Here is a 23,177-nt window from a genome sequence, read left to right as displayed (position 1 = left end):
CTGAGTGCTGAATGAACGATTGAGGAGGATGCGTGACAGACAACGAGGTCACACCACTGCCCGAGGCTTTCTATCTCCCGCGCGGTGAGAACGAATTCGACTCGACCCGGGCCACGACGAGCCCCTGGGACGAACGCATGCAGCACGGCGGGCCGCCCGCAGCGCTGCTCGCCCGAGCCGTCGAACGCGTCCGCGAGGATGAGGCGATGAGCATCGGCCGGCTGACGATCGACATGCTCGGCCCCATCCCGCAGGGCCGCATCCGCACCGAGGCGTCCATCGTGCGACCCGGAAAGCGTATCGAACTGGTCGAAGCCAAACTCTGGGCCGAGGATCGGCTTGCCGTCACCGCGACCGCGTGGCGGATGCGCTCGACACCGGAGTCCAGCGCCGAGGTGGCCTCGACTTTCGACACCTCGGCGGTGCCGGAACCGCAGGAGCAGAAGTACTTCCCCGGCATCAGCCTCGACTGGGGCTACGGGCGTGCTATCGAGTGGCGCTTCGTCTCCGGCGGTCTCCAGGAACTCGGGGCCGCAGACGTGTGGGTGCGTCCACGCATCCCGCTCGTCGCAGGGGAGGACACCAGCCCGATCCAACGCTTCGTCATCGTGGCGGACTCGGCGAACGGCGTCTCGGCGGCTGTGCCGTACGGCGAGTGGACGTTCATCCCACCGTCGCTGTCGCTGACCTTTGCGCGCGAACCGAAGTCCGAATGGCTGAACATGAACGTTCGCACTCATGTCGGACCCGATGGTCGCGGTGTTGCCAACGGCGACCTGGCCGACGAGATCGGCTACGTTGGAGCCGTGACCCAACCGTTGCTCATCGCCCGGCTCTGAGGCTGGCCTGACCGCGTGGAATTCCTCGGGCTCGTCCTCATCGGCTGCCTCGTCGGCCTGACCACCGTGCTCTTCGGGTTCGGCGGAGGCTTCGTCACGGTCCCGATCATCACCCTGGTCGATGCGGACCTCGGACAGGACACGGCGCGGGTGGCGGCGGCCACCTCGGCGCTGGTGATGCTCGTCAACGCAATCGTCGCGACGGTGTCGACGAAACGATCCACGCTCGCTCATCTCAAGGGGCGGTGGTGGCTGCTCGGCTTGCTCGCACTCGGGGGAGGCCTCGGTGCCTTCGCGGGACGGTTCGCTCCGGAAGTTATGCTGCAGTGGGGATTCGTTGCGTATATCGCGGCTACTGCCATCGATCTGCTCGCCCGGCCCGGATTCTTCCGGCGCAAGGCTGCAGTTGTCGATGAGGTCGGCGAGGTCAGTGAAGGCGGACGCGGAATCGCAGCGGTCTGGGGTGTGCCGATCGGTGGTCTGGCGTCGTTCCTCGGCGTCGGCGGGTCGGTGATGACGGTGCCGATGATGCGCCGATCCGGGGCGACGATGACCGTGGCCACGACCCTGGCCAACCCGCTGACCTTGGTGATCATGAGCCCGGCCGTGCTCGTGACGATCCTGACCCCGGCAGCGATCGACGCCCCGGGCATCGTCGGATCGCTCGACCTGGTGGCGGCCGCGGCGCTGCTCATCGGCGGATTGCCGATCATCGTGTTCCTGCGCCGCCGAGTGCCGAAGATCCCCGAGATCCTCCACGCCTGGGGCTACTTCGTGCTGCTGCTTGCGGCCGGAGTGGTTGTTGCCGTGGCGTGAGGGTGTGAGCGGGGGAGCCAGAGAATGTGCTCAGCTTTCCCAGCGGCGCTGACGCAGGATAGGCGGCAGGCCGAAGTAGATCGGCGGGCGAGCGGACGGCGCCGGTGGTGAAGACTTCGCGGCGGCCGTGTTGCTGGCGCCGTTCGCGCCATCCGCGCTGGCCCCGGTGTCGCTCTCACTGCCGGCATCACTCGTGCCCAGCGCCCACGCGCTTTCCCAGCTGATGAGCTCACCGGCGTGGCAGACAGGGTCGCCTCCGCTCGACGGCGGCTCGGCCCACATCCACAGGTTGATCCCGTACTCCATGAGGACCAGCTTGTCGCCGGTCTCGCGTGACGTGTTCTCCTGGAGCAGTCCCGCCCGCAATTTCGCCGAGGCGGATTCGAGATCCGTCCACCCGTCCTGTCTGTGCGGCAGAAACACCCACGTCCCCGCGGGGACGCGATCCGGTACGAGCTCCTCGACGGTGACGATCTCAACCGAGTCCCCGCACGCGTCGAGCAACTTCCCGAAGCACGCCCGGGCCACCTCCGGGGAAGGCGCGACGATGAGGTGGGGGGCCGCCTCGGTGCGTACCTCATCCAGCGCAAGATGCGTGAACGGATTCGCCCGCATCGCCCCGAGCACCTGAGTCCAGTGCCCCGGTACCGTCCCGTCGGCCAGGAACCCGCTGGTGCGCGGGCGCTCCTCATCGTGTCGCATCGAAAATCCTCCTCGCCGAGGCTGCTCACCGTTCCCCTCAATCATGCACCCACCCGCCGGTGACCTCACCCTCCCCTCGGTAGAACTGAGGCAACCGCCGAGAATCTCATCGCGACGATCATCCGGGGATCTAACGAAAGGGATACGTTCCTGCCGACCGTATGCCACCGCCGCGCCGCCGGCTCTAGACTGATCGAAGTGGATCGAGCAGCGACATTCGTGTCGGCTCGGTCCACGACCACGTCTGTACCATCTCGCCGAACCGGCGAGCCTGCACGCCCGAAAGTCCATGCCCTTGCTCTCTTCCTCACGCCGCGCACTTGCGGCACTTGCAGCAGTCCTGTCTCTCGGCCTCCTCTCCGGATGCGCCGAGGATGCCCAACCGGCCATCGACACCGCCTCATCCAGCTCGGCCGATCCCAAACCCACTCGAGAAGCCACGGCAACGAGCGAGGAAACTCCTTCGCCGTCGAAGTCCGGCGACACAGACGAAGATCGCGAAAGCGAGGAAGGGGACGAAGGCCGCGCGGGCAGCTCGGCGACGGGGACCGCCTCGGCGATGTTGGACGAACTCACGGTCAAGGGCCGCGCACCGAAGACCGGCTACAACGGTGAACTATTCAAGTGGCGCTCGGACACCGACCACAACGGCTGCGACACCCGCAACGACGTGCTCCGCCGCGACCTCACGACCATCACGCTCAAGGCCGGAACCCGCGGATGCATCGTCCTGGCCGGGATTCTCGCCGACCCCTATGCCGGGGAGACCTACGACTTCGACCGCAGTGCAAATGCCGTCGACATCGACCACGTCGTCGCCCGCTCGAACGCGTGGCAGACGGGCGCATTCAACTTCGACGAGGAGACGCTCAAGGAATTCGGCAACGATCCCCTGAATCTGCTCGCCGTGAGTTCGAGCCTCAATCGGCAGAAGGGCGACGGCGACGCCGCGACCTGGCTGCCGCCGAACAAGAGCTATCGCTGCGAATACGTCGCCCGACAGATCGCCGTGAAACACAAATACGATCTCTGGGTGGTCCCGGCCGAGAAGGACGCCATGGAACGCGTCCTCGGCAATTGCGATGACCAGCCCGCCTTCACCGAGGATGCCGACTGGCCCGGTCCCGGCGACGGTGACAATGTCACCACGAAGGAAGAGACCCGCCCCGCCAAGCAGAAGTCCTCGAGTTCCAGCTCGTCGACCTTCTTCGAAAACTGCACGGCCGCCCGCGAGGCCGGTGCGGCACCCGTGCGCAGCGGTGACCCTGGATACGGGTCCCACCTCGACCGCGACGGCGACGGAATCGCCTGCGAATAGGCCGCCTCGGCGAGGGGTGGTGTGCACGCGATCACACTCGCTCGGTAGTCTGATGTCGAACGCCGTCGCAGCTGCTTCTGGCGACGGCCGCCACGATCATCGACGATGAGGAGACCTGCCATGTCCGGACTCGATACCGCCCTGACTCCGCTGCGCTTCCTCGAGCGTTCGCTCGAGGCTCACCCCGACCGGGAAGCGATCGTCGACGGGCCACGCCGCTTCACTTATCGGCAGATGGCCGAGACCGTGCAGAACCTCGCCGAAGGGCTGGTCAAGCGCGGACTCAAAGCCGGGGACACGGTTGCGGTGCTCGCCCCCAACAGCGCCGAGGCGCTCATCGCCCACTACGCGGTACCGTTGGCCGGCGGTGTGCTCGTCATGCTCAACACCCGACTGGCTCCGCCCGAGGTCGAATACATCCTCGGCCACAGCGAGGTGAAGTTCCTCTTCGGCGATGCCGGACTCCTCCAGCCGGTCATCGACGCCGGAGCCGCGAACGCGGTCGAAACCATCGTCGTCCACCCCGACGAAGATGGAACCCCCGGTGAGGTCACCGCGACCGATCTCAACGTCGAAGCTTATGCCGACTGGACCGCCTCGGCGCCGGAAACACCCCGGGCTTACGAAGTCGAGGACGAGACCGCGACGATCACCGTCAACTACACCTCGGGCACGACGGGGCGGCCGAAGGGCGTCATGTACACCCACCGCGGGGCGTATCTGAACTCGCTCGGCGAGGTCGTCACGCAGAACTTCGCGGCCCTGACCCGGTACCTGTGGACGCTGCCGATGTTCCACTGCAACGGCTGGTGCACAACCTGGGCGCTGACCGCGGTGTCGGGCACGCACGTGTGCATCCGCGCCGTACGCGGGCCCGAGGCGTGGCGACTCATCGACGACGAGAAGGTCACGCGGATGGCCGGTGCTCCCGTCGTGCTCAACACCATCGCCGGAGCGAAGGAAGCCCACGATCTGGGCGGATCGCTGTCGATCACCACGGCCGGTGCCCCGCCGTCGCCGACGACGATCGCCCTGCTCGAAGGCCTCGGCATCGAGGTCATCCACGTCTACGGACTCACCGAATCCTATGGCCCGTACTCCTCGTGCGAACCGCAGCCCGAATGGACCGGCCTGCCGGTGGAGGAGCGCGCGAAGCTGAAATCCCGGCAGGGAATCGGCATGATCAGCGCCGAACGCATGCGCGTGGTCGAACTGCGCGACGATGATGTGCTCGCCGACGTGCCCCGCGACGGGGTGACGATGGGCGAGATCGTCATGCGCGGCAACAACGTCATGAAGGGCTACCTCAACGCTCCCGAAGCCACCGCTGAGGCGTTCCGCGGCGGCTGGTTCCACACCGGCGACCTCGCCGTGATGCACGACGACGGCTACGTCCAGATCCTCGACCGGGCCAAGGACATCGTCATCTCCGGCGGTGAGAACATCTCCACCATCGAAGTCGAGCAGGCCATCGTCGCCCACGATTCCGTCGCCGAGGCGGCCGTGGTCGGAATGCCCGACGAGAAGTGGGGACAGCGACCGTTGGCCTACGTCGTTCTCAAGCCCGGCACCGAGGTGTCCGAAGCCGACCTCATCGCGTTCGTCAAGACCCGCATCGCCTCCTATAAGGCACCGGCCGGAGTCGAATTCGTCGAAGAGCTGCCGACGACGTCGACCGGCAAGATCCGCAAGAACGCCCTGCGGGAGATGGCGGGGAGCTGAGTGTCCTGGGCGAGGCTGGGGAGGGTCATTGATCAGATCCCTTGCAAAGGCGCACTCCAAGAGTGACTAACTTGTTCCATGGTGAGGCGCAACCAGCAAAAGAAGCGTGATGAGGCGCGAGCGAAGAAGAAGGCCGAAGAGCAGGTCGTCGAAGCGGCCGGAAACTATGTGCCGCTATCACGGGACGAGTGCCAAGAGCGGTCGTATACGGCTGAGCTGGGAAGCGGAGGGTTGCTTTGACTGAACTCACGTGCAGCCACCGCCGTGTGTGCTGTGCCTGTTAATGACAACGACAGGGGAGAGTCGGACGCGTGTCGGCAATCGTCTATTCGACCGGTTTGTTGGCGTGCGGCGACCATCTTTTCCACAACCGAGACGTCTGAATACGGCTAAGCAAAACTCTCGCCATCGGCAATCCGGCTGAGCCAGCACGCGGATTTTCCGGTCGGCGTGCCTTAGCTTTCTTCAACTGCCGAGGAAGTCTACAGAAGCGCGTGCCGAGCGACCGCCAACGTCATCAGATTTCTGTGAAATCTACTCCATTTGGGGGATGTCAAATGGGGTGCCGGAAGCATACGATCCTCGAGGCCATCTAATGAAACACGAAAATAAGGCAACTGAATACATGGTAGAAACGAGAGCAGGGCGATTGAACTTCGCTATTGCGACAGTGATTGGACTTCTGACGTTGGCATCTGGCCTTCTCGGCCCAGCACAGAGCAGCACTGCTGCCGAGAAGCCCTCAGAGAGGCAAGCACCAGCCCAGGAGCGAATTGTCATCGATCCGTCACAGATTGAGGATCAGAAAGGCCTGTCAGCACGGGCGCAATCCGGACAGAGTACGGAACCTATCAAGGCTGAAACAACTTGTCCAAGGACCCCGATGGGGCAAGTATCTGCGTGACGTTGGGAGAACAGGAAGAGTCTGGGCTGAAACCGCACGCGGCACTTCCATTGCCGAAGAATCTTTGCAAGTCCGGGGTTCGATCGTCTGACAGAACCAACGGCTGCGTCGGTGTTCCACTCACGATCAAGCATCATTCAGGGAAGGGAGCAGTGCTGGGAACACTCACCGGGACTGCCTACGTCTACCAGTACAGCGCAACTAATCAGACCCGCATCGGAAACCAGCTCACACTCGTGACCTCAAAGACATCGGGGACAGGAAACCAGTTCTCGATCGTCGGCAACACACCCAAATGCAGCGGAAGTTGTTCTCGCACGGGAGCTCTAACGTCGCTGGCAGGAAAGGCGTTGAAGGCTGGAAAGACTCTCAGCGCCGAAAGCTATTACAACTGGACTGGAAAATCCGCCCGCACGAATCAGAACCTGTCGTGGAACCTCACAATCAAGCACCCAAGAGTCGCACAGGTGCTGCCCTTCAACTATGCCGGAGCGAGCCCAGTGCGGTGCGATCGAGAGTACAAGTCAATATCCGCCGGATGCATCATGACTAAGGGCCAGGTCGCAATCGGATATGACCGGGCTTCTCACCCCAACTTCGCCAAGCACGTCACCGATGCACAGAAGAGCGGACTCCCCGGAAAATCAACGGCGCTCAAGAGGCTGAAGCCGGGACAGTCGTCGGCCAAGAACCGCTCAAAGGCTTGCCCGTCACGGCTCAAGCGACCGTCCGGCTACTCATGCGATGAATACCCGTTCGCCTCGACCCAGCAAGGCGCCTATTACGGCGGTGGTACAGGGCGCACGTTCAGCCAATGCAAGATCTCCGACAAAGCGTATCCGGTCGGTGCTAAGGGTGGAAAAGGATACAGCGCATGTCTGATTCCCCAGAAGGAAAATTCCGCGGCAGGTTCTGAGCTCAGCAAGTTCTTTAAAGAGAGCCGCGTCCTGACAGGCGATTCATTCTTCGTCCAGATTCTTTAAGAGGCAGATGACTGACATGTACAAGCAGGTAGCCCAAACTGAAAACTGGAGACTCGATCTGCTTCCTCTTGTAGCGACGGACACGTCCGACACAGTTCTCGGAGGAACGGTATCGATTGACGACGAAGGTGGAATTGCCCTGCACACTGGCGCGATGTACGGGCCAGTTGACGCAGCGTTCGAAGTTCTCGGTAGCGTCCCAGATGGCCCGGCCCAGGAGTGGGAAGATGTTGTCGAATTGAGCGTGCGAGCCGCCGAAGCAGCACCTTTGATACTGATCGGCATCTTCAGCGGCGGTGGCGAAGCCGACGAGCCAGGCACTGACGCGGACATGCTTGAAAGCGGTCGAGACTACCGAGTGCGAATTCATGTGCGAGGTCGAGATAAGTCGGGTAGCGACGAACTGATCGAACCCGACGGCACTCCAAACGATCATGTCCTTGTGCAGGTGTGGCCGTCTGAGCCGAATAAACCTACGGTCACAAGAATGAGTTCGGCAAAAGCCGGCGAGGATGAGAGGAACTCGGAGACGTTCAGCGGATCCGGATACGTCACTCTCGGCATGGGCGATCCAGACCGCGAGGATCTGATTGCACAAAACCTCAGGGACGCTGGAGAATAACCTCTCGTCGACCTCCGTCCGTGTATCGCTATTTCAACTGACGGCCCGAGCTTCAAAGCACGGCCACGCTTCATGCTCTGCCACACGACGAACGGCACTGTGAGTTAGATAGCCCGGCCCCACAAGTTAACTGTGGGGCCGGGCTATTCAATGAATCTTGACTGCAAAAGAAGAGAGGCGCCGTCGCTCTTTCAATCGGTTTGAGATCTGTCTTCCCACGGCCCCGGCGTTGCCGCACGCTGGCGGTGACGACGGTCGCAGATTCATACGCTTAATCTGTTGTCGTTCACCAAGACACGTCCACTTCTTCCGGCAGCTCGTACCGACAGGCATCTCGCACCTCGCGGAGGAACTGCGTGGCAGTCTCGACGGTGCCCCAGCCATGTGGGGGGGGCTTTGTTTGGTCCAGTGCGCACCTACTTCGCGTCGGTCGGCAGCGGCACGTTCTGCAGGCGCAGCTGACCACGGGCGAGTACCTTCTCTGTCGCGGAATCGGCGATGACGACATCCCGCAGCTGCTGGCTGCGGACCTGGTGGAGCGCCTCGGCGGTGACCGTGACCCGGGCCGCCGAGGTCGGGCGAAGGAAGTCCGTGGCGTTGTGGACTCCGACAGCGAACTCACCGCGCTCTGCCACGGCATGGCTCGCTCCGATGCTGCCGGCGCTTTCGACGATGGAGGTGTAGACGCCGCCGTGGACGACGCCCCACGGAGTGTGGTGGTGCTCGTCGAGGTCGGCGTGACCGCGCACCGAGGTGGTGCTGACCTCTTCGACGATAAGTCCGGTCGCCGCGACAAACCGGCTCGAGCCCTCCAGGGAGACATCGGGCAGTGCCGACTTCTGCAGCGTGGATTCCTGCTGTGCGGACGGGGCCCGGTCGGTCATCGTATCTCCTGAGGTCGGTGATGTGTTGTCTTCGCCAGACTACATTTCCCGAACCGCAGTCGGGTGTCCGCCCTCCGGGCAGCTCAAACCTTGACGCAGATCGCGTCCGCTCGGTCAGTCCGCTCTTACGCGAAGAGCGCGAGACCGAACACGACGAAGATGATGAGATGAGCGGCCCCCTGGACAGCCGTGACCTTCTTGGCGGAAAAACCGATGACAGAGACCAGCAGGGTGATCGCCAGCAGCGCCAGGTTGATCGGTGACTCGGCGAGCACGATCGGCTGATCGGTGAGCATGCCGATGACCAGCACCGTCGGAATCGTCAGCCCCACCGTGGAGACCTGTGCTCCATGGCAGAGGTTGCTCACGCGCTGGATCTCCCCGTTCCACGCCGCGCGCAGAGACGTGAGCGTCTCCGGCAGGAACACGATCATCGCAATGACCACCCCCGACAAAGCAACAGGAGCGCCGAGGCGGCCCAGGCCGTCATCGAGCAACGAGGCCATGTCATGGGAGAGCAGCACGATCGGCAGCACCGTGGCGACGAGGAGGGCCAGGCGGACGGCGATCTCCACTCGGTGGGTTGAGAGGATCTCGACGATTCCCTGAGGTGCGTCGTCGGCCTGGTCGGCTGCCTCGGTGGAGGCGGACTGCGTCGTTTCGGCAGTCGATGAGGCGCCCGCCGAAGCAGCCCCGACGGGGACCGCCTCGGTGAACTCGTGGGCCTGCGGTCCCATCTGCCGGTAGAGGAAGAAGACGTAGGCGCCGACGGTGACGACGATGATCGGGATCTCCTGCCAGATCTCATAGGCGCCGTCGGGCGTGCCGATGAGGGCGGGCACGGCGAAGGCGAGGGCGGCGAAGACGACGATCATGACCAGGTAGTTCGAGACACCCGTGCGATTGTGGGTGAGTGCGCCATGGCGCAGTCCGCCGACCAGCAGGCACAGGCCGATGACGGCGTTGAGGATGATCATCGACACCGCCATCACCGAATCGCGGGCAATCGTCGCGTGATCGCCGGGGCCGAGCAGAACCGCGGCGATGAGGATGACCTCGATGAGGCAGATCGAGATCGTGAGGACGAGCGAACCGTAGGGATCGCCGAGGCGGGACGCTAAGTGTTCGGCTTCGGTGACGACTCCGAAGGCGCAGATGAGGATGACCGCAATGATGACGAGAAGCGCAGTGACGAGCAGAGGCATCGGCACCGGTGGAGCGAGCAGAGAACCCATGAACTGCAGGGCGATGAACACGCCCCAGCCGAGGATGAGCCGAAGAATCGCGGTCGGCGTGACGATGGTGCGGAGGGCGGCGATCATGAAAGGTCTTCCTGTCTCTGAGGCCGTCCTCATCGTGAGTCTCACTCAGCCGGGTCGTCCCGACTGGTTCCTTCCACTTTCAGGTTAACCAGGCCCATCCGGCCCGGCAAATCCGGTGATCTGGGGCACCGGGGGCTGTTGGCGTGGGCTGGCAGAACGTGAGCTCGTGCGGGCGCGCTCAGGTCGATGTGTAAAGGCACGGTTTAGGGTGAGCAGCCCAAGTTTGAAACTGGGCTACTCACCCTAAACCGTGCCGACCCCTAACTGAGTCAAGGGAGTGACGGGATCACCTTCTCAGAACCCGTAGGCCGCGTCCCGCTCTTCCCGGATCGAGGCAAAGGTGCGGGTGAGCACGATCGTGTCCTCGACGAGGCGGTCGAGTCGCTGCAGGACGTCATGGCTGACGATCTCGCCGCGGTGCAGGTCGCTTTCGCCGACGAACACATACGGCTGGACTACCTGTGCCTTCATGTAGCTCAGTATCGGCAGCAGGTGCTGGGCCGGAATGAGGTAGTGCTTCGACGAACCGGCCGTGGCGATGACGCCGACGACCTTGTCGAGGAATGCGCTGATCGGCAGCAAGTCGAAGACGTTCTTCAGTGCCGCCGGGATCGAGGCCTGGAAGATCGGGGTGCCGATGATGATCGCATCGGCGTCCATGAGCTCCCGGGCCACCCGACCGGTATCACCGGTGTACTCGGTGAAGTTCCGACCGTCGGCAAAGACCATGTCCGCCTCGGCGAGGTCGATGACGCTCAGCTCGATGGTGGAGTCGTAGGCGGCGACCGCCTCGGCGAGGTGATCGATCACGGTCCGAGTCTTCGTACCGACGTTCGACCCTGACAGCAGAATCAGCTTCATGACAGGGCCTCCTCGGCGGAATCGAACGCGGAGCTGGCAGTGCCGATCGCGGATCCGGTGGACTCAGCCTCCAAAGCCGCGGGCGCGGCGGCGGTGTACTTCTTCACGGCGGGCAGGATCTCGGTGCCGATGATCTCGATCTGGTTCATCACGTCCCCATACGCCATCCCGCCGAAGTCGATCTGCGCGAGGTAGCGCTGATGACCGAAGACCTCATGCTGGTGGAGGATCTTCTCGATGATCTGCTGCGGGCTGCCGATGTTCGCAATCGACGCCGGGTGGACGCTCTGCGCGAAATGCTGCTTGGGCATGCCCTGCCCGTTCGTGCGCTTCATCCCCTCGTTGATATGCGGATACATTCCCGCCAACGCCTGCTGTGAGGTCTCGGCCGCGTGGAAGAAACCGGCCGTGGCGATCGGCAGGGTGGCCGGATCGAACCCGGCATGAGCGGCTGCGCGCCTATAGGCATCGACGGTGCCCTTGAACACCGAGGTGGTCCCGCCGAGGTGCGCCATGACCATGGGAACCCCGGCCAGTCCCGCCTTCACCGCGCTCGCCGGCGCTCCGCCGACGGCACGCCAGATGCGCAGCGCCTGCCCGGTGGGGCGGGGGAGGACTTCGGCGTCGTTGAGCGGCGCCCGGAACTGACCGGACCAGGTCACCTGCTTCTCGCGGTTGATCTGGAGCAGCAGATCAAGCTTCTCCTCATACAGTTCTTCGTAGTCGCGCAGGTCATAGCCGAGGAGTTCGAACAGGCCGATCCGGGAGGCGCGACCGGCGACGAGCTCGACACGACCGCCGGAGATGAGATCGATCGTCGCGAAGTTCTCGAACACGCGAACCGGGTCCGAGGTCGACAGGATCGTCGAGGAGCTGCCGATGCGGATGGTGTCCGTTGCTTGGGCGATGGCTCCGAGGATGACCGCGTGGGCCTGCGAGGCGAAGAACTCCTGATGGCTCTCGCCGAGGCTGAAGAAGTCGAGTCCGGCATCCTCGGCGGCCTGGGCGTAGCCGATGAATTCGTGGATGCGCTGGCCGGCATCGACGCGAGATCCGTCGTGCGGGTCGGGCAGATGATCGCCGAGGCTGTAGATGCCGAACTGCAGTCCCTGGCCTCGGTCGAAGCCGAATTCCTGCATATAGTTCGGCTGCTGTGACGGCTGTGATCCAGCCGTTCCGGAATGCTGTGACGGGGTGGTGGGCAGCTGCGCGGACTCGCTCAAGGTGTCTCCTCGTGACGGCGACGAAAATGTCATTTGCCATGTCAACTGAGAACGCGGAGCGATTATTCCCGACTGCTCCCGCCGCGCTTCCGGCTGGTGTCGTAGAGCTTCTTCATCAGTGCGTGCAGCTGCACCTTCTCGTCCTCGCTCAATGACTCGTCGAAGAGAGATGACTGCTGCTCCAGTTGCGAGGGAAACGCGCGCTCGAGGAGTTCGCGGCCTTTGTCCGTCAGCGAGATGTGTTTGGTTTTCCAGTCCTGTTCGCGGGAGATGAGGCCCTCGGTCTCGAGCCGGGCGAGCATGCGGGAGATCCCGCCGCCGCTGACGGTCAGTCCTTCGGCGAGGGCGGACTGCGTGATCGGTTCGAAATTGCGGATATGGGCAAGGGCCTCGAACTGTGCGACGGTGAGTCCGAACTGACGCAGGTGGTCGTTGGAGAGCTGGTTGCTGTTCTGGACGAAGCGGACCATGCGCAGCCAGATGAGCGTGCTCAGGCTCAGGTCCTCCACCGCTTCTCCTTCTGCTGACTGCGTACCGGCCGCTGACAACACGGCCGCCCCGATTCGTTCTCACATTACCTGCGCTTCGCGAGGGGTCGGGAACGGCCCGCGGCGAGGTGCCGGCTACGGTGGGCGAAATGGTCACGCTCCCTTGAGTCTTCTGTGACCATTTCGCCCACCTATGGCCGTGCTTCCGCCAGGCCTGGTTGTGCCAAGTGCCTGGCGCCTACGCAGGCTCAGGCGTCTGCAGACACTGTCTGTGAATCGCTTGCGTGCTTGCGCCCCTTGCCTGGCTTACCGGCGAAGAGGAAGCGGTCGATGCTCAGTCGGCCGGGACCCGCGGTGGCAATCAGAAGAGCACCTGCGGCGAGGGCTGCGACGAGCTCCCAGCCTCCCTGATCGACGAACGGGGTCGGGGTGAGGTGGACGATGATCAGGGCGCCGATGACATTCGCTGCCAGCAGGAATCCGACGATGGGAGTGAGCGCGCCGAGGATGAGCAGTGCTCCGCCGATGAGCTCGATGAAGGTCGCAACCGGGGCCGCGATATCGGCCATCGGCACTCCCATCTGCGCAAACGAATCGCTCGTTCCGGCGATGGTCCACTCATTGAACTTCTGCCACCCGTGGGCGATGAAGATCGCGCCGAGGCCGATCCGGGCAATGAGAGTGATGATGTCGCGGGCAGAGGTCGGCAGTCCGGTCGTTGCGTACACGGTGATCTCCAAAATTGGTTGAAACTGCAATCACACAGTATGCGCCGAAGATGGCAGGACGCTGGCAACCCGTCATCGTCGGCGATAGATGACCAGCAAAGCAACGTGAACGAGAAGCATTCCCGCAGCGGCGAAGGAGAACGCGATGTCGAGGATTCCGACATCGGTGAGTTCGGGCGGATCCGAGAATCCCGGGGCGTTCCACAGCATGATGCCGATGGTCAGACTGAGTGCGGCCGCGATGAAGAGTCCGGACCCCGGCAGCTTGCGCAGCGCCGCGATGGTCAGCAGGGCGATGAGTGCGACGAAGATCAGCATGGCGGCGGCGTTATAGCTGTGACCGGTGCGTGCGAGTTCCTGCCACAGGCCGCCGAAGCGAAACGAGCTCTCCGGTTCGGACCGGTAATAGGGAAGGAAAGTGAGAACGAAGGCGACGACGGCCAACGGTGCATAGAAGCGAGAGAATCCGTCATTGATTCGGTCCCTGCGCACAGCCGCATCGGCGGCGACTCTGGCCGCGATCTCGGCAGAGAACGCATCTGGTGTCGGCACTCTGTCCATCCTCCTCGGGGAATCCGGTTCCACTCCGTTGTGGTTGTGGGCGCTTCCATGGTCGGTGGGTCGAATCCGCGTGACAAGGATTCGACGATCCTCACTCCTGTGTCGGTGAAACGGACGCCTTCTAAATGGGCCGCCTGGAGCCGTGGGTGTCTCTGGTCATCCCCGGCCGGAGTGGGACAATGGAGGCAATGACTGTGAGTGCAGGGACCGCTAGCGGGCGCACGTAACGTATGCGCTGCCCACGAGAGTGACTGAACTGGGAAGAAGGCAGATAGGTGAGCGAAGAGAACAGCGAACTCCTCGGAGCGGGACGCAAGGCTGCCGTCATCATCGCCTCCACCTCGGCGGCCAGGGGCGAGGCTGCGGACACGACGGGTCCGATCCTCGTCGATTGGCTGCGCGGCCGCGGTTATGAGACCCCCGACGCCATCGTCGTCCGGGACGGCGAACCCGTCGGTGAAGCGCTGCGAACGCTCCTCGTCGACACCCCGGAAGTCGATCGTCCTCGTGTCATCGTCACCAGCGGCGGGACCGGGCTCGCTCCCGACGATCGCACTCCGGAGTTCACTGCCGAACTCCTTGAACGACAGTCGCCGGGCCTCATCTATGCGATGTGGCGCAAGGGTCTCGAATCGACATCCTCGGCGGTGATGAGTCGCGGAGTCGCGGGAGTGCGCGGACGCAGCTTCGTCATCAACTTCCCCGGGTCTAAGGGCGGGGTCAAGGACGGAATCACCATCATCGACGACCTCCTCGAGCACATTCAGACCTCCGTCGAGGACACCACCGACCACGGCCCCCGGGCCTGAGAGAGGAACGAGACCATGCAGATGCGCAAGGCCGTGCGAGCCCGGGTCTACAAGTTCGACGCCACCGGTGAGATCTCGGCCGGTCCGGATTCCCTGGCAGGCGAGGAGCCGCTGGAGATCCAGCTCGACGGTGAGCAGTACACCGTGACCATGCGCACCGCCGGACACGACGTCGAACTCATCGCCGGATACCTGCTCTCCGAGGCTGTCGTGACCTCGATGGACGATATCGACGAGGTCAACTTCTCCGCCGGGCTCGCCCCCGATGGCAGCCGGAACTACAACGTCGCCCAAGTGCGACTGGCTCCTGGGATCTGGAATCCCGAGACGGCTCCGGCCCGCAATGTCTACACCTCATCGTCGTGCGGGATCTGCGGAACCGCGGCCGCCGATGCCGTCACGAAGACCTCTGCATTTCCCCTCATTCCTGGCGCCTTTCATGTCGAGGACCATGGAGAATACGAGTTCCCCAAGCTGCTTTCCGCGGCTCGGATCGGTGAACTGCCCGATCGTCTGCGGCAGACGCAGGAGATCTTCGACAAGACCGGCGGAGTCCATGCCGCTGCACTCTTCGCCGTCGGTGACGATCCGAACGTCGAACCCGAGCTGCTCGTCGGTCGTGAGGATGTCGGCCGGCACAATGCCGTCGACAAGGTCATCGGCTGGGCCATGGCCAACCGGGGCCTGCCGCTGCGCCAGACCGTGCTGCAGGTGTCCGCACGGGCATCGTTCGAGCTCGTTCAGAAGTGCGCCATGGCCGGCATCCCGATGATGTCCGCCGTCAGCGCCCCCTCGGCGATGGCCGTCGACCACGGCAAAGACGTAGGCGTGACCGTCATCGGCTTCAACCGCAAGGGCAAATTCAACGCGTATTCGTACCCGGAGCGGGTGGCCTGAATTCGCCGAGGCGGCCCCGCGGTTCCGGTGCTAGATTCGCTGGCATGGACATCAATGACGATCCCACCAGCTCCACCTCCTGTCTGACTATCGCGCAGGCCCGTACCGAATGGGACGTGCAGAAGGCCTTCCTCGATTCCTGCTCCTACGGTCCGCCGCCTCGGCGCGGATGGAATGCGCTGCAACGATCCCTCGACGAGTGGCGGGCCGGAAGCGTCCCCTGGCCGCGGTGGGCGGAATCGGTCGACACCAGCCGAGAACTCTTCGGTCGCCTCGTCGGTGTTCCCGCAGATCAGGTGGCCACCGGGGCCGCCGTATCCCAGTTGCTCGCCCCGATCGCCGCTGCGCTGCCTGACGGCGCGGAGGTCCTCATCCCCGACATCGAGTTCACCTCCGGGGTCTACCCTTTCGCCGTCCACGCCGACCGTGGGGTGCGGGTGCGCACCGCGCCGCTGAACACCCTCGCCGAGGCGGTCGACGAGTCCACGACGCTCGTGTCCTTCTCCGCCGCAAGTCCGCGACCGGCGAGGTCGCCGACATCCCAGCGATCACCCGTGCCGCCCGAGAAGTTAGGGCCCTCACTGTCCTCGACGGCACGCAGGCGGCCGGATGGCTGCCGCTCAACGCCTCCGAGGTCGACTTCCTCGCCGTCGCCGCCTACAAATGGCTGTGCGCTCCGCGCGGGACGGCGTTCCTCACGATGCCGTCGCAGTTGGCAGCCGCCGACGACTCTCATCCCCGCCGTGCGGAGTTCTTCGACCGGCTCAAGCCTCTGGCCGCCGGGTGGTTCGCTGCCGGGGGAGCAGCCAGCTACGGGAGGCCGATGCATCTGGCCGACGGTGCTCGCGCCTTCGACATCTCACCGGCCTGGCACTCGTGGGTCGGCACGGCTCCAGCGCTCGAACTGCTGCTCGACGTCGATGTCGACCAGATCCACACCCACGACCTCGCCTTGGCCAACCGTTTCAGAACCGGGCTCGGCCTTGCAGAGTTGAACTCGGCGATCGTGTCAATCGACCTCGGGATCGTCGGCCGGTCCTGGCCCGGTGCCCCCGACCGACTCGACGCGGCCAGGGTCAGGTACTCGCAGGCCGGAGGGAATATGCGCTTCGGTTTCCACCTCTTCAACGACGAGTCCGACGTCGATACGGCGCTCAACGCTGTGACGGACTATGCACCTGCCTGACGGGTGCCGTCCGAGACCCGAGCGGTCACGATCGGCTGACGAGAACTCAGAGCGATTCGAGGATGCTTTCCAGCCTGCCTGCGGTCGCCTCGAGCTCCCTGGCTTGAGCAAGCAGTTTCTTGTGCTCGCGTTGCAGCGTGGCCACGGTGTCAGAAGTCGCTGATCCATTCATACAGGGCAGAAGCTCTCGAATCACCTCGGTGCCGAGGCCGGCGTCGATGAGCCTTCGGTAAAGGAGGACCCGCTCAACAGCGTCAGCTGGATAGCGACGTTGACCACCCTCGGTGCGCTCCGGCGCGAGGAGGCCCTGTTCCTCGTAGTAGCGCAGGGCACGCGGACTGCTGCCGGAGCGACGTGCGGTCTCACCGATCGATAACAGGGCCGGCGACTGCGGAATCTGTGACATGTGTCTCTTTGACTTGAAGCTGACGTCCACGGCAGATTTTAGCATCGAAGCACCCGCCTGAACCGGTGGGAGATGCGAAAGGAAGCACAGTCATGAAGATCAAGTACAGCGTTGTCGTCATCACCGGAGCGAACCGCGGACTGGGGGCTCAGTTCGCCACGCAGATGCTCGAGCGCGGCGCCGCAAGAGTCTATGCGGCAGCGCGCCGTCCAGAGTCAGTCGACGTGCCCGGAGTCGAACCCATTAGTCTCGACGTCACCGACCAGCAGCAGGTCGAGGAGGCGGCTCGCGCGGTCGGCCAAGCAGACATCGTCATCAACAACGCAGGATTCTCCTCATTCGCCCGCCTCATCGATGGAGAGATGCGCGATATCAGGCGAGAGATCGACATCAACTATTTCGGTGCCCTGCGTATGGTCCGGGCGTTCGCCCCGGCCATGCGGAAGCGCGGCCGCGGCGCCTTTCTCAACGTCTCCTCTGTCATGGCCTGGCTGGGTTACGAACACTCGAACTCCTATGGGGCGTCCAAAGCGGCGAACTGGGCGATGTCGAACGGGCTGCGTGAAGAGCTGGCTGGGGCCGGCATCCAGGTCAGCTCGATGCTGCTTGGAAGCACCGACACCGACATGATGGCAGGAATCGATGTCCCCAAGAACCGCCCGGACGAACTCGTCGCCACCGCCCTCGACCAGTTCGAAGACGGGGTGAACGAGATCCTGGCCGACGATGCGGCCACAATACTCAAGGCAGGGCTGTCAGGCGACCCTGGTCGATTCGTCGAGTGATGTAGCGGACCGGCCCTGAATCCCGAGGAATTCGGTAACACAGCCATAACGATCGACCGGCCTCTCTTCGGCGGCGGGAAGTCATCCACCCCTGCCGTTCGGGGCGGGGCGGCCTTTGTGAAAGATCTGCAACATTCAACAATTTCTTCATGTGGCGATAAGAGCGCGAACTCGAGGCTAATGTGGCTCTCGGTGCCATTTCCGTGCGAACGGGAAGGGCGCGACAGACAGACCACTGTGCATCACCGCCACACGCTGCGGAAATGCCGACAACGAGATGGAGTGACAATGACCTACACGCTGCAGGCCGTTGAGAACTCGGATGAGAAGGCCAGCCTGGTCCGGCGCTGCCGCAACGGGGCGCTCATCGTCATCTTCGCCTCCGTGCTGTGTGGGCTGCTGGCATGGAATGAGCCGCACCCGATCGCAGTGGCCCTCGCCGTCCTCATCGGCGGTGCCGGCATCCTCGCCATCGACACTGCACTGGCCTACCGGTCTTCCGTGCGACGCTCCAAAGGCTGAATCGCACCAGCTGAGACACCTCACCACCCGCCATTCGCCTCCGGCTAGCATGCTGACTTGAAGCATGCGACAGGAGGTGTACGATGACCAGCCGTGACCAGAAGGCACCTGGCATCGGTCTGCTCACCGTCCTCCTCGGGGCCGTCGCTGCCGGGCCCATCATGCTCTATGGGCTGAGCGCCACCAGCGATGCGATCATCGCCGAGCTCGGCATCTCCGAAGCCCACTTCGGCCTGCTCGCCACCACCTGTTTCGGTGCCGCCGCGATCGGCAACGCCACTCTGGGCCGCCTCGCCGATCGGCATTCCGATCTCTCGCTCATGGCGTTCATCTTCGTCCTCGCCACGCTGGCACTCCTGCTCGTGGCCGTTCCCGACGGGTTCCCGATGCTTCTGCTGGCCGCAGCCCTGTCCGGCATCGCTCAATCCTTTCCCAACGGAGTGACCAACCGGATCCTCCTCGAACGCGTCCCCGACACCAAGCGCATCGGCTGGGTCGGCATCAAACAGTCCGGAGTCCAGGTCAGCCAGCTCATCGCCAGCCTTGCCTTCCCGGTTCTCGCGCTCGGTGTCGGGTGGCGCGGTGCCGCCCTGACCATCGCGGTCATCCCACTCATCCTGCTCGCGATGACCTGGTATTCGGTGCGCACCACCCCGCTGCTGAGCGCTCCGAAACCTGCATCAGACACCGCCGCCGAGTCGGCCGCCACCACCCCGAAACCCTCAACGGACACCCCCGCCGAGGCGGCCCAACCCGATCCCGAACCGGCACCCACCCGCCCGGCCAAGCACCCCGGCATGGTGTGGGCATTGGCGCTGTTCGGGCTCATCAACGGCATCGGCGTGCAGGCGACGAACGTGTACATACCGCTCTTCGCCGTGCGCGAGATGGGCTTCAGCCTCGTCCTCGGCGGCGCCGCGGCCGCACTGGCCGGCGTCATCGGCGTCATCGCCCGCGTCACCTGGGCCAGACGCATGGCCAAGGGCGCATCAGGCCCCCGCCTGCTATTGGTCCTCGCCCTCATCGCCCTGGCCGGAGCGGTGCTGTTCCTCATTGCCGACGCAGCCGGGTGGGCTCTGCTCGTCTGGGCGGCAGTGGCCTTCCACGGCATCTCCGCGCTCGGCGTCTCGGTCGTGCTCATGGCCGCACTCATGCGGGCGATCCCCGCATCCTCGATGGTCTCGGCCAGCGGCATGGTCACGGCCGGAATGTTCTTCGGCTTCGCCTTGGGCCCGCTGCTCATGGGCATCATCGTGGGTTCACCCGGCGGGTTCGTCCTCGGCTGGATCACCGTCGGCATCACTTATGCGCTGTGCGTGATCCTCGCGCTGATCCTCATCCGCGTGAGCTCCCGCCGCCGCTGACGACCGCCCCGCTGACGACGGGTGAGGGCAGATTCCTCCGATCCGCTGTCCCCTGTCAGACCGAAGTCTTAGAATAGAACACATGTCTGAATATGATCCCCCGGCATGGATGATCCGCTACCGGAACTTCAAAACGCTGTGCTCCTATGTCTGTGGTGAGTTCATCCGCTTCTACCTCACCACCGGCTGCGACCAGATCAGATATACGCATTCGCAGATCACCGAGGGTCTGCCGAACTATTCATGCCGTCTGACCTCCGTCGACGGTTCGGTTCTGCTGCTGCCGCTCGATGATTGGGTCGACCGTCTGGACGAGGTCATGCCGATGGTGCGGACCTGGCTGGGGGAGCATTCGGATCTCAAGGGGTGCAAGCCGGAGAAGTCGCACTACCAAGGCGACCGCTATTGGTTCACCCGCTGGCAGGAGGCCAACCCGTGGTGACGGCGACTCGTCGTCGGGCACCATGGACACTAACCGGGGGAGTCGCAGTAGAATCCGGACCATGCGCAAACGTGTGATCGTGTACGTCATCGCGGGCCTGGCGGTGCTGGGGCTGATCGCCAGCATGCTCAACGGCGTGCCTGCCTGAGTCGCGTCCTGACGCAGGCGAGGTTGACGAGAAGCGACTCAAGTGTCGCTTTGGGGCCGATGTGGACCCGTGTTCTGCTTCCTATCGTTGAAGGTGTCAACGACGGTGAGGGCATGCGACTGCCCTCATGAAACAGGACACTCATCATGCCTTATCAACAGAGTCCACCGGAAGATCAGGCATCTTCCATATCGCCCCGACTCGATCCGACCACACCGCGGCACCGGCTCGGCCTGCCTGTCATCGCCATCGTGGGTCTCGCGCTTCTGGCGGCACCGCGAGTGGTGCTCCACGATCTGAACATCATCGAAGAAGGCACATCCGTCAATGCGCTGTTCGTCTTTCTGCCGCCGCTCGTCTGGATCGTCACCGTCCTGATCACACGTGTGCCGAGACCTCTCATCACCCTCCTGGCAGTCGGGCTCTTCTATGGAGTCTTCCTGGCACTCGGGCATCAGATCCTGTGGAATCACTCCCTGGGTGACAACCCGCCGCAGCTCGGAGGGAACCTCGCAGGCCTCGACCCGACGGCGCAGTCGCTCATCTTCCGTTCGTTCGCAGTCGCCTCGAGCCTTCTGATCGGAGTGGTGGTCGGAGCGATCTCCGGTGCCATCGCATGGGGTCTGAAGGTGCTGCTCCGGAGGCCGCGGAATGGTGGGTGAGCCTGAGCGGACTGACTGAATCAGCCGTGCCGACGCGGCTCTGGAATGCTATGTTGAGCGGCATGGGAAGCGACGACGATCTCAACTCTCAGAAGTCAGACGTGACGGATCACAAACCGATCGTGAAGACCTTTCACGACGACATCGGTGTGCTCAATCAACTGGTGAAGCTCGCGTCGGAGGGCGTACCGAAGACAGCCCTACACGTCTTCGCCCACGATGCGGAGAGCACCGACGAGGTGGTCGGTGCCGACGGAACTCTGAAAGGACTCGGAGACCTCGTGGACGAGCGATACAACGAACGAGGCGACGAACTCAGGAACCGCTTTCAGCGGTACGGCTTCGACTCCGATGAAATAGAGACGTTCGAAAGTGATCTCGACAACGGAGCGATTCTGCTTGTGATCGACGACCCCGATCTGCGTGCGCATTATAGAGGCAATCGTCGGGCACCGTAAGGGGCTGGTCGCCGTCACCGGGGTTTGAGACGGTGGAGTCTCGGTTCGGCAGAGGTCGCGGAGCGGAGATGATTGCTGCTCCGCAGAGCACCTTGACGAACCTCGAGGAAAGGAGAAGCCGTGACCGCGAAATTCAACACCACGAACCCGGCGACCGGAGAGGTCCTCAAGGAATTTCCCACAGCCAGCGACGAGGAGATCTCCGCCGTCATCGACGCCTCCGACGCGGCCTTCCAGACATGGCGGACGACCGATGTCCGGGAACGTTCTTCACCGCTCGCCCGAGCGGCGGATCTCATGGACGAGCGCAGGTGGGACCTCGCTGAGCTCCTCACACTCGAAATGGGCAAACTGCGCGCCGAGGCCGAAGCAGAAGTCGAACTGGCAGCGAGGATTCTGCGCTACTACTCCGAAGAGGGACCCCTGCTGCTCTCCGACGAGGTGCTCGCGCCGTCCAGTGGAGGCAGCGCGGTGATGAAGTACGAACCCATTGGTCCGATACTCGGTGTCATGCCGTGGAACTTCCCCTACTACCAGGTGGTCCGCCTGGCTGCGCCGAACCTCGTGGCGGGCAACACCATCATCCTCAAGCACGCTTCGAACTGTCCGCAGTCGGCGCTGGCCTTCGAACAGGTCATGAACGATGCGCAGCTGCCGTCCGACTGCTATCGCAACGTCTTCGCCGACAATGATCAGATCCAGACGATCATCGCGGACGAGAGAGTTCGCGGCGCCTCGCTGACCGGTTCCGAAGGCGCCGGAGCGGCAGTGGCAGGGGCCGCCGGCCACAATCTGAAGAAGTCCATCCTCGAACTCGGCGGCAGCGATCCGTTCATCGTCCTCGACTCCGCGGATCTGGACGCGACCGTCACCGCCGCCGTGAAAGGGCGGATGACGAACTCCGGCCAGAGCTGCATCGCCTCCAAACGCCTGATCGTGCTTGAGGAGCACTACCGCGAATTCGTCGATCTGTTGACGGCGAAGATGTCGCAGTTCGTCGCCGGGGACCCACGGGATTCTGCGACGACAATGGCACCGCTGTCCTCCGAGCAAGCGGCACAGGACCTCATGGAACAGGTCCAGGATGCCATCGACCATGGCGCCGAGGTGCACACCGGCGGGCATCGAGTCGACAGGCCGGGTGCCTTCGTCGAACCCACGGTGCTGACCGGGGTGACCGAACAGATGCGCGCCTACTCGGAGGAGCTGTTCGGACCCGTCGCAGTCGTTTACTCGGTCGCAGACGAGGACGAAGCCGTGGCACTCGCCAATGACTCGTCCTTCGGCCTCGGCGGCACGGTCGTCAGCGATGACATCGAGAAGGCCCAACGCGTCGCCGACCGCATCGACACCGGAATGGTGTGGATCAATCAAGCCACCTGGACCGAACCTGACCTGCCGTTCGGCGGGACCAAGCGCTCCGGCGTCGGCCGTGAACTCGGCGCAGAGGGTATCCGCGAATTCGTCAACAAAAAGCTCATCCGTACGCCCTGACACAGCAGACCGACAGTCGACCGAGATACCG

25 protein-coding genes are annotated in these 23,177 nt (G+C 63.7%); 16 read left to right on the top strand and 9 right to left on the bottom strand.

The features are described from left to right. Window positions 1-32: 32 nt before the first annotated feature. Complete coding sequence (locus L1F31_RS14835) at window positions 33-839, top strand: thioesterase family protein (RefSeq protein ID WP_265418010.1); 807 nt, start codon at window positions 33-35, stop codon at window positions 837-839. Window positions 840-854: 15 nt separating this feature from the next. Then, the gene (locus L1F31_RS14830) at window positions 855-1,655 is read left to right on the top strand and encodes a sulfite exporter TauE/SafE family protein (protein WP_265418009.1); all 801 of its coding nucleotides are present in this window, start codon (window positions 855-857) and stop codon (window positions 1,653-1,655) included. 30 nt (window positions 1,656-1,685) lie between these two features. Here L1F31_RS14830 and L1F31_RS14825 read toward each other — a convergent pair whose 3' ends face one another. Further along, window positions 1,686-2,357: a hypothetical protein gene (locus L1F31_RS14825; protein WP_265418008.1), complete on the bottom strand. Its 672-nt coding sequence runs from the start codon at window positions 2,355-2,357 to the stop codon at window positions 1,686-1,688. A gap of 295 nt (window positions 2,358-2,652) precedes the next feature. On the opposite strand from L1F31_RS14825, the gene L1F31_RS14820 reads away from it, so the two are divergent. The 4 genes from L1F31_RS14820 to L1F31_RS14805 all read left to right on the top strand — a co-directional run bounded on the left by L1F31_RS14820 (window position 2,653) and on the right by L1F31_RS14805 (window position 7,906). Continuing rightward, window positions 2,653-3,675, top strand: coding sequence for a GmrSD restriction endonuclease domain-containing protein (locus tag L1F31_RS14820; RefSeq protein ID WP_265418007.1), 1,023 nt, complete (start codon window positions 2,653-2,655; stop codon window positions 3,673-3,675). Between the two features lie 120 nt (window positions 3,676-3,795). Beyond that, window positions 3,796-5,397, top strand: coding sequence for an AMP-binding protein (locus L1F31_RS14815; RefSeq protein WP_265418006.1), 1,602 nt, complete (start codon window positions 3,796-3,798; stop codon window positions 5,395-5,397). 867 nt (window positions 5,398-6,264) lie between these two features. Then, on the top strand, window positions 6,265-7,284 hold the full coding sequence (locus tag L1F31_RS14810; protein WP_265418005.1) for a NucA/NucB deoxyribonuclease domain-containing protein: 1,020 nt from the start codon (window positions 6,265-6,267) through the stop codon (window positions 7,282-7,284). A gap of 7 nt (window positions 7,285-7,291) precedes the next feature. Continuing rightward, a complete protein-coding gene (locus L1F31_RS14805; protein ID WP_265418004.1) occupies window positions 7,292-7,906 on the top strand; it encodes a hypothetical protein in 615 nt (204 codons plus the stop codon). A gap of 416 nt (window positions 7,907-8,322) precedes the next feature. Here L1F31_RS14805 and L1F31_RS14800 read toward each other — a convergent pair whose 3' ends face one another. The 7 genes from L1F31_RS14800 to L1F31_RS14770 all read right to left on the bottom strand — a co-directional run bounded on the left by L1F31_RS14800 (window position 8,323) and on the right by L1F31_RS14770 (window position 13,964). Continuing rightward, window positions 8,323-8,790: a PaaI family thioesterase gene (locus tag L1F31_RS14800; RefSeq protein ID WP_082018769.1), complete on the bottom strand. Its 468-nt coding sequence runs from the start codon at window positions 8,788-8,790 to the stop codon at window positions 8,323-8,325. Window positions 8,791-8,915: 125 nt separating this feature from the next. Further along, the gene (locus tag L1F31_RS14795; protein ID WP_265418003.1) at window positions 8,916-10,112 is read right to left on the bottom strand and encodes a calcium:cation antiporter; all 1,197 of its coding nucleotides are present in this window, start codon (window positions 10,110-10,112) and stop codon (window positions 8,916-8,918) included. Between the two features lie 294 nt (window positions 10,113-10,406). Next, complete coding sequence (locus L1F31_RS14790) at window positions 10,407-10,973, bottom strand: NADPH-dependent FMN reductase (RefSeq protein WP_265418002.1); 567 nt, start codon at window positions 10,971-10,973, stop codon at window positions 10,407-10,409. After that, window positions 10,970-12,196: an LLM class flavin-dependent oxidoreductase gene (locus tag L1F31_RS14785; RefSeq protein WP_265418001.1), complete on the bottom strand. Its 1,227-nt coding sequence runs from the start codon at window positions 12,194-12,196 to the stop codon at window positions 10,970-10,972. The genes L1F31_RS14790 and L1F31_RS14785 overlap by 4 nt, the downstream gene beginning before the upstream one ends. Window positions 12,197-12,258: 62 nt before the next feature. After that, window positions 12,259-12,705, bottom strand: coding sequence for a MarR family winged helix-turn-helix transcriptional regulator (locus L1F31_RS14780; protein WP_265418000.1), 447 nt, complete (start codon window positions 12,703-12,705; stop codon window positions 12,259-12,261). Window positions 12,706-12,932: 227 nt separating this feature from the next. Beyond that, window positions 12,933-13,412, bottom strand: coding sequence for a DoxX family protein (locus L1F31_RS14775; RefSeq protein ID WP_265417999.1), 480 nt, complete (start codon window positions 13,410-13,412; stop codon window positions 12,933-12,935). Window positions 13,413-13,484: 72 nt separating this feature from the next. Next, entirely contained in the window at window positions 13,485-13,964 is a 480-nt protein-coding gene (locus L1F31_RS14770; RefSeq protein ID WP_265417998.1) for a hypothetical protein, read from the bottom strand. Window positions 13,965-14,248: 284 nt separating this feature from the next. Here L1F31_RS14770 and L1F31_RS14765 point away from each other — a divergent pair, with 284 nt between their 5' ends. From L1F31_RS14765 to L1F31_RS14755, 3 genes are all read left to right on the top strand, one after another. Next, the gene (locus L1F31_RS14765; protein WP_265417997.1) at window positions 14,249-14,782 is read left to right on the top strand and encodes a MogA/MoaB family molybdenum cofactor biosynthesis protein; all 534 of its coding nucleotides are present in this window, start codon (window positions 14,249-14,251) and stop codon (window positions 14,780-14,782) included. Window positions 14,783-14,797: 15 nt separating this feature from the next. Then, window positions 14,798-15,679 carry a formate dehydrogenase accessory sulfurtransferase FdhD gene (gene fdhD, locus L1F31_RS14760; RefSeq protein ID WP_265417996.1) on the top strand — a complete coding sequence of 294 codons (882 nt, stop codon included), beginning with the start codon at window positions 14,798-14,800 and terminating at the stop codon, window positions 15,677-15,679. A gap of 538 nt (window positions 15,680-16,217) precedes the next feature. Then, window positions 16,218-16,865: an aminotransferase class V-fold PLP-dependent enzyme gene (locus tag L1F31_RS14755; RefSeq protein WP_346732505.1), complete on the top strand. Its 648-nt coding sequence runs from the start codon at window positions 16,218-16,220 to the stop codon at window positions 16,863-16,865. Window positions 16,866-16,911: 46 nt separating this feature from the next. Here the strand turns inward: L1F31_RS14755 and L1F31_RS14750 are convergent, their stop codons facing one another. Beyond that, window positions 16,912-17,301 carry a MerR family transcriptional regulator gene (locus L1F31_RS14750; RefSeq protein ID WP_265417995.1) on the bottom strand — a complete coding sequence of 130 codons (390 nt, stop codon included), beginning with the start codon at window positions 17,299-17,301 and terminating at the stop codon, window positions 16,912-16,914. A gap of 62 nt (window positions 17,302-17,363) precedes the next feature. On the opposite strand from L1F31_RS14750, the gene L1F31_RS14745 reads away from it, so the two are divergent. From L1F31_RS14745 to L1F31_RS14715, 7 genes are all read left to right on the top strand, one after another. Continuing rightward, window positions 17,364-18,056, top strand: coding sequence for an SDR family oxidoreductase (locus tag L1F31_RS14745; protein ID WP_265417994.1), 693 nt, complete (start codon window positions 17,364-17,366; stop codon window positions 18,054-18,056). Between the two features lie 288 nt (window positions 18,057-18,344). After that, entirely contained in the window at window positions 18,345-18,578 is a 234-nt protein-coding gene (locus L1F31_RS14740; RefSeq protein ID WP_167198826.1) for a hypothetical protein, read from the top strand. Window positions 18,579-18,661: 83 nt separating this feature from the next. Next, complete coding sequence (locus L1F31_RS14735) at window positions 18,662-19,942, top strand: MFS transporter (RefSeq protein ID WP_265417993.1); 1,281 nt, start codon at window positions 18,662-18,664, stop codon at window positions 19,940-19,942. Between the two features lie 82 nt (window positions 19,943-20,024). Beyond that, window positions 20,025-20,384, top strand: coding sequence for a hypothetical protein (locus tag L1F31_RS14730; RefSeq protein WP_265417992.1), 360 nt, complete (start codon window positions 20,025-20,027; stop codon window positions 20,382-20,384). Window positions 20,385-20,678: 294 nt separating this feature from the next. After that, a complete protein-coding gene (locus L1F31_RS14725) occupies window positions 20,679-21,194 on the top strand; it encodes a hypothetical protein (RefSeq protein ID WP_265417991.1) in 516 nt (171 codons plus the stop codon). Further along, the gene (locus L1F31_RS14720; protein WP_265417990.1) at window positions 21,191-21,652 is read left to right on the top strand and encodes a general stress protein; all 462 of its coding nucleotides are present in this window, start codon (window positions 21,191-21,193) and stop codon (window positions 21,650-21,652) included. The genes L1F31_RS14725 and L1F31_RS14720 overlap by 4 nt, the downstream gene beginning before the upstream one ends. 120 nt (window positions 21,653-21,772) lie before the next feature. Beyond that, entirely contained in the window at window positions 21,773-23,146 is a 1,374-nt protein-coding gene (locus L1F31_RS14715; protein WP_265417989.1) for an NAD-dependent succinate-semialdehyde dehydrogenase, read from the top strand. Window positions 23,147-23,177: the final 31 nt, after the last annotated feature.

Origin of the sequence: Brevibacterium spongiae, assembly GCF_026168515.1 — a bacterium.
Classification (GTDB): Bacteria; Actinomycetota; Actinomycetes; order Actinomycetales; family Brevibacteriaceae; genus Brevibacterium; species Brevibacterium spongiae.
The sequence above is the reverse complement of the archived record's forward strand: the minus strand, read 5'-3'. Positions and strand labels throughout refer to the sequence as shown.

Excerpts from the sequence above, each read along its gene's own strand:
- L1F31_RS14730 (WP_265417992.1), top strand. The coding sequence starts at position 20,025 with ATGTCTGAATATGATCCCCCGGCATGGATGATCCGCTACCGGAACTTC.
- L1F31_RS14795 (WP_265418003.1), bottom strand. The coding sequence starts at position 10,112 with ATGATCGCCGCCCTCCGCACCATCGTCACGCCGACCGCGATTCTTCGG.
- L1F31_RS14735 (WP_265417993.1), top strand. The coding sequence starts at position 18,662 with ATGACCAGCCGTGACCAGAAGGCACCTGGCATCGGTCTGCTCACCGTC.
- L1F31_RS14790 (WP_265418002.1), bottom strand. The coding sequence starts at position 10,973 with ATGAAGCTGATTCTGCTGTCAGGGTCGAACGTCGGTACGAAGACTCGG.
- L1F31_RS14825 (WP_265418008.1), bottom strand. The coding sequence starts at position 2,357 with ATGCGACACGATGAGGAGCGCCCGCGCACCAGCGGGTTCCTGGCCGAC.
- L1F31_RS14740 (WP_167198826.1), top strand. The coding sequence starts at position 18,345 with ATGACCTACACGCTGCAGGCCGTTGAGAACTCGGATGAGAAGGCCAGC.
- L1F31_RS14725 (WP_265417991.1), top strand. The coding sequence starts at position 20,679 with ATGCCTTATCAACAGAGTCCACCGGAAGATCAGGCATCTTCCATATCG.
- fdhD (WP_265417996.1), top strand. The coding sequence starts at position 14,798 with ATGCAGATGCGCAAGGCCGTGCGAGCCCGGGTCTACAAGTTCGACGCC.
- L1F31_RS14815 (WP_265418006.1), top strand. The coding sequence starts at position 3,796 with ATGTCCGGACTCGATACCGCCCTGACTCCGCTGCGCTTCCTCGAGCGT.
- L1F31_RS14800 (WP_082018769.1), bottom strand. The coding sequence starts at position 8,790 with ATGACCGACCGGGCCCCGTCCGCACAGCAGGAATCCACGCTGCAGAAG.
- L1F31_RS14745 (WP_265417994.1), top strand. The coding sequence starts at position 17,364 with ATGAAGATCAAGTACAGCGTTGTCGTCATCACCGGAGCGAACCGCGGA.
- L1F31_RS14805 (WP_265418004.1), top strand. The coding sequence starts at position 7,292 with ATGACTGACATGTACAAGCAGGTAGCCCAAACTGAAAACTGGAGACTC.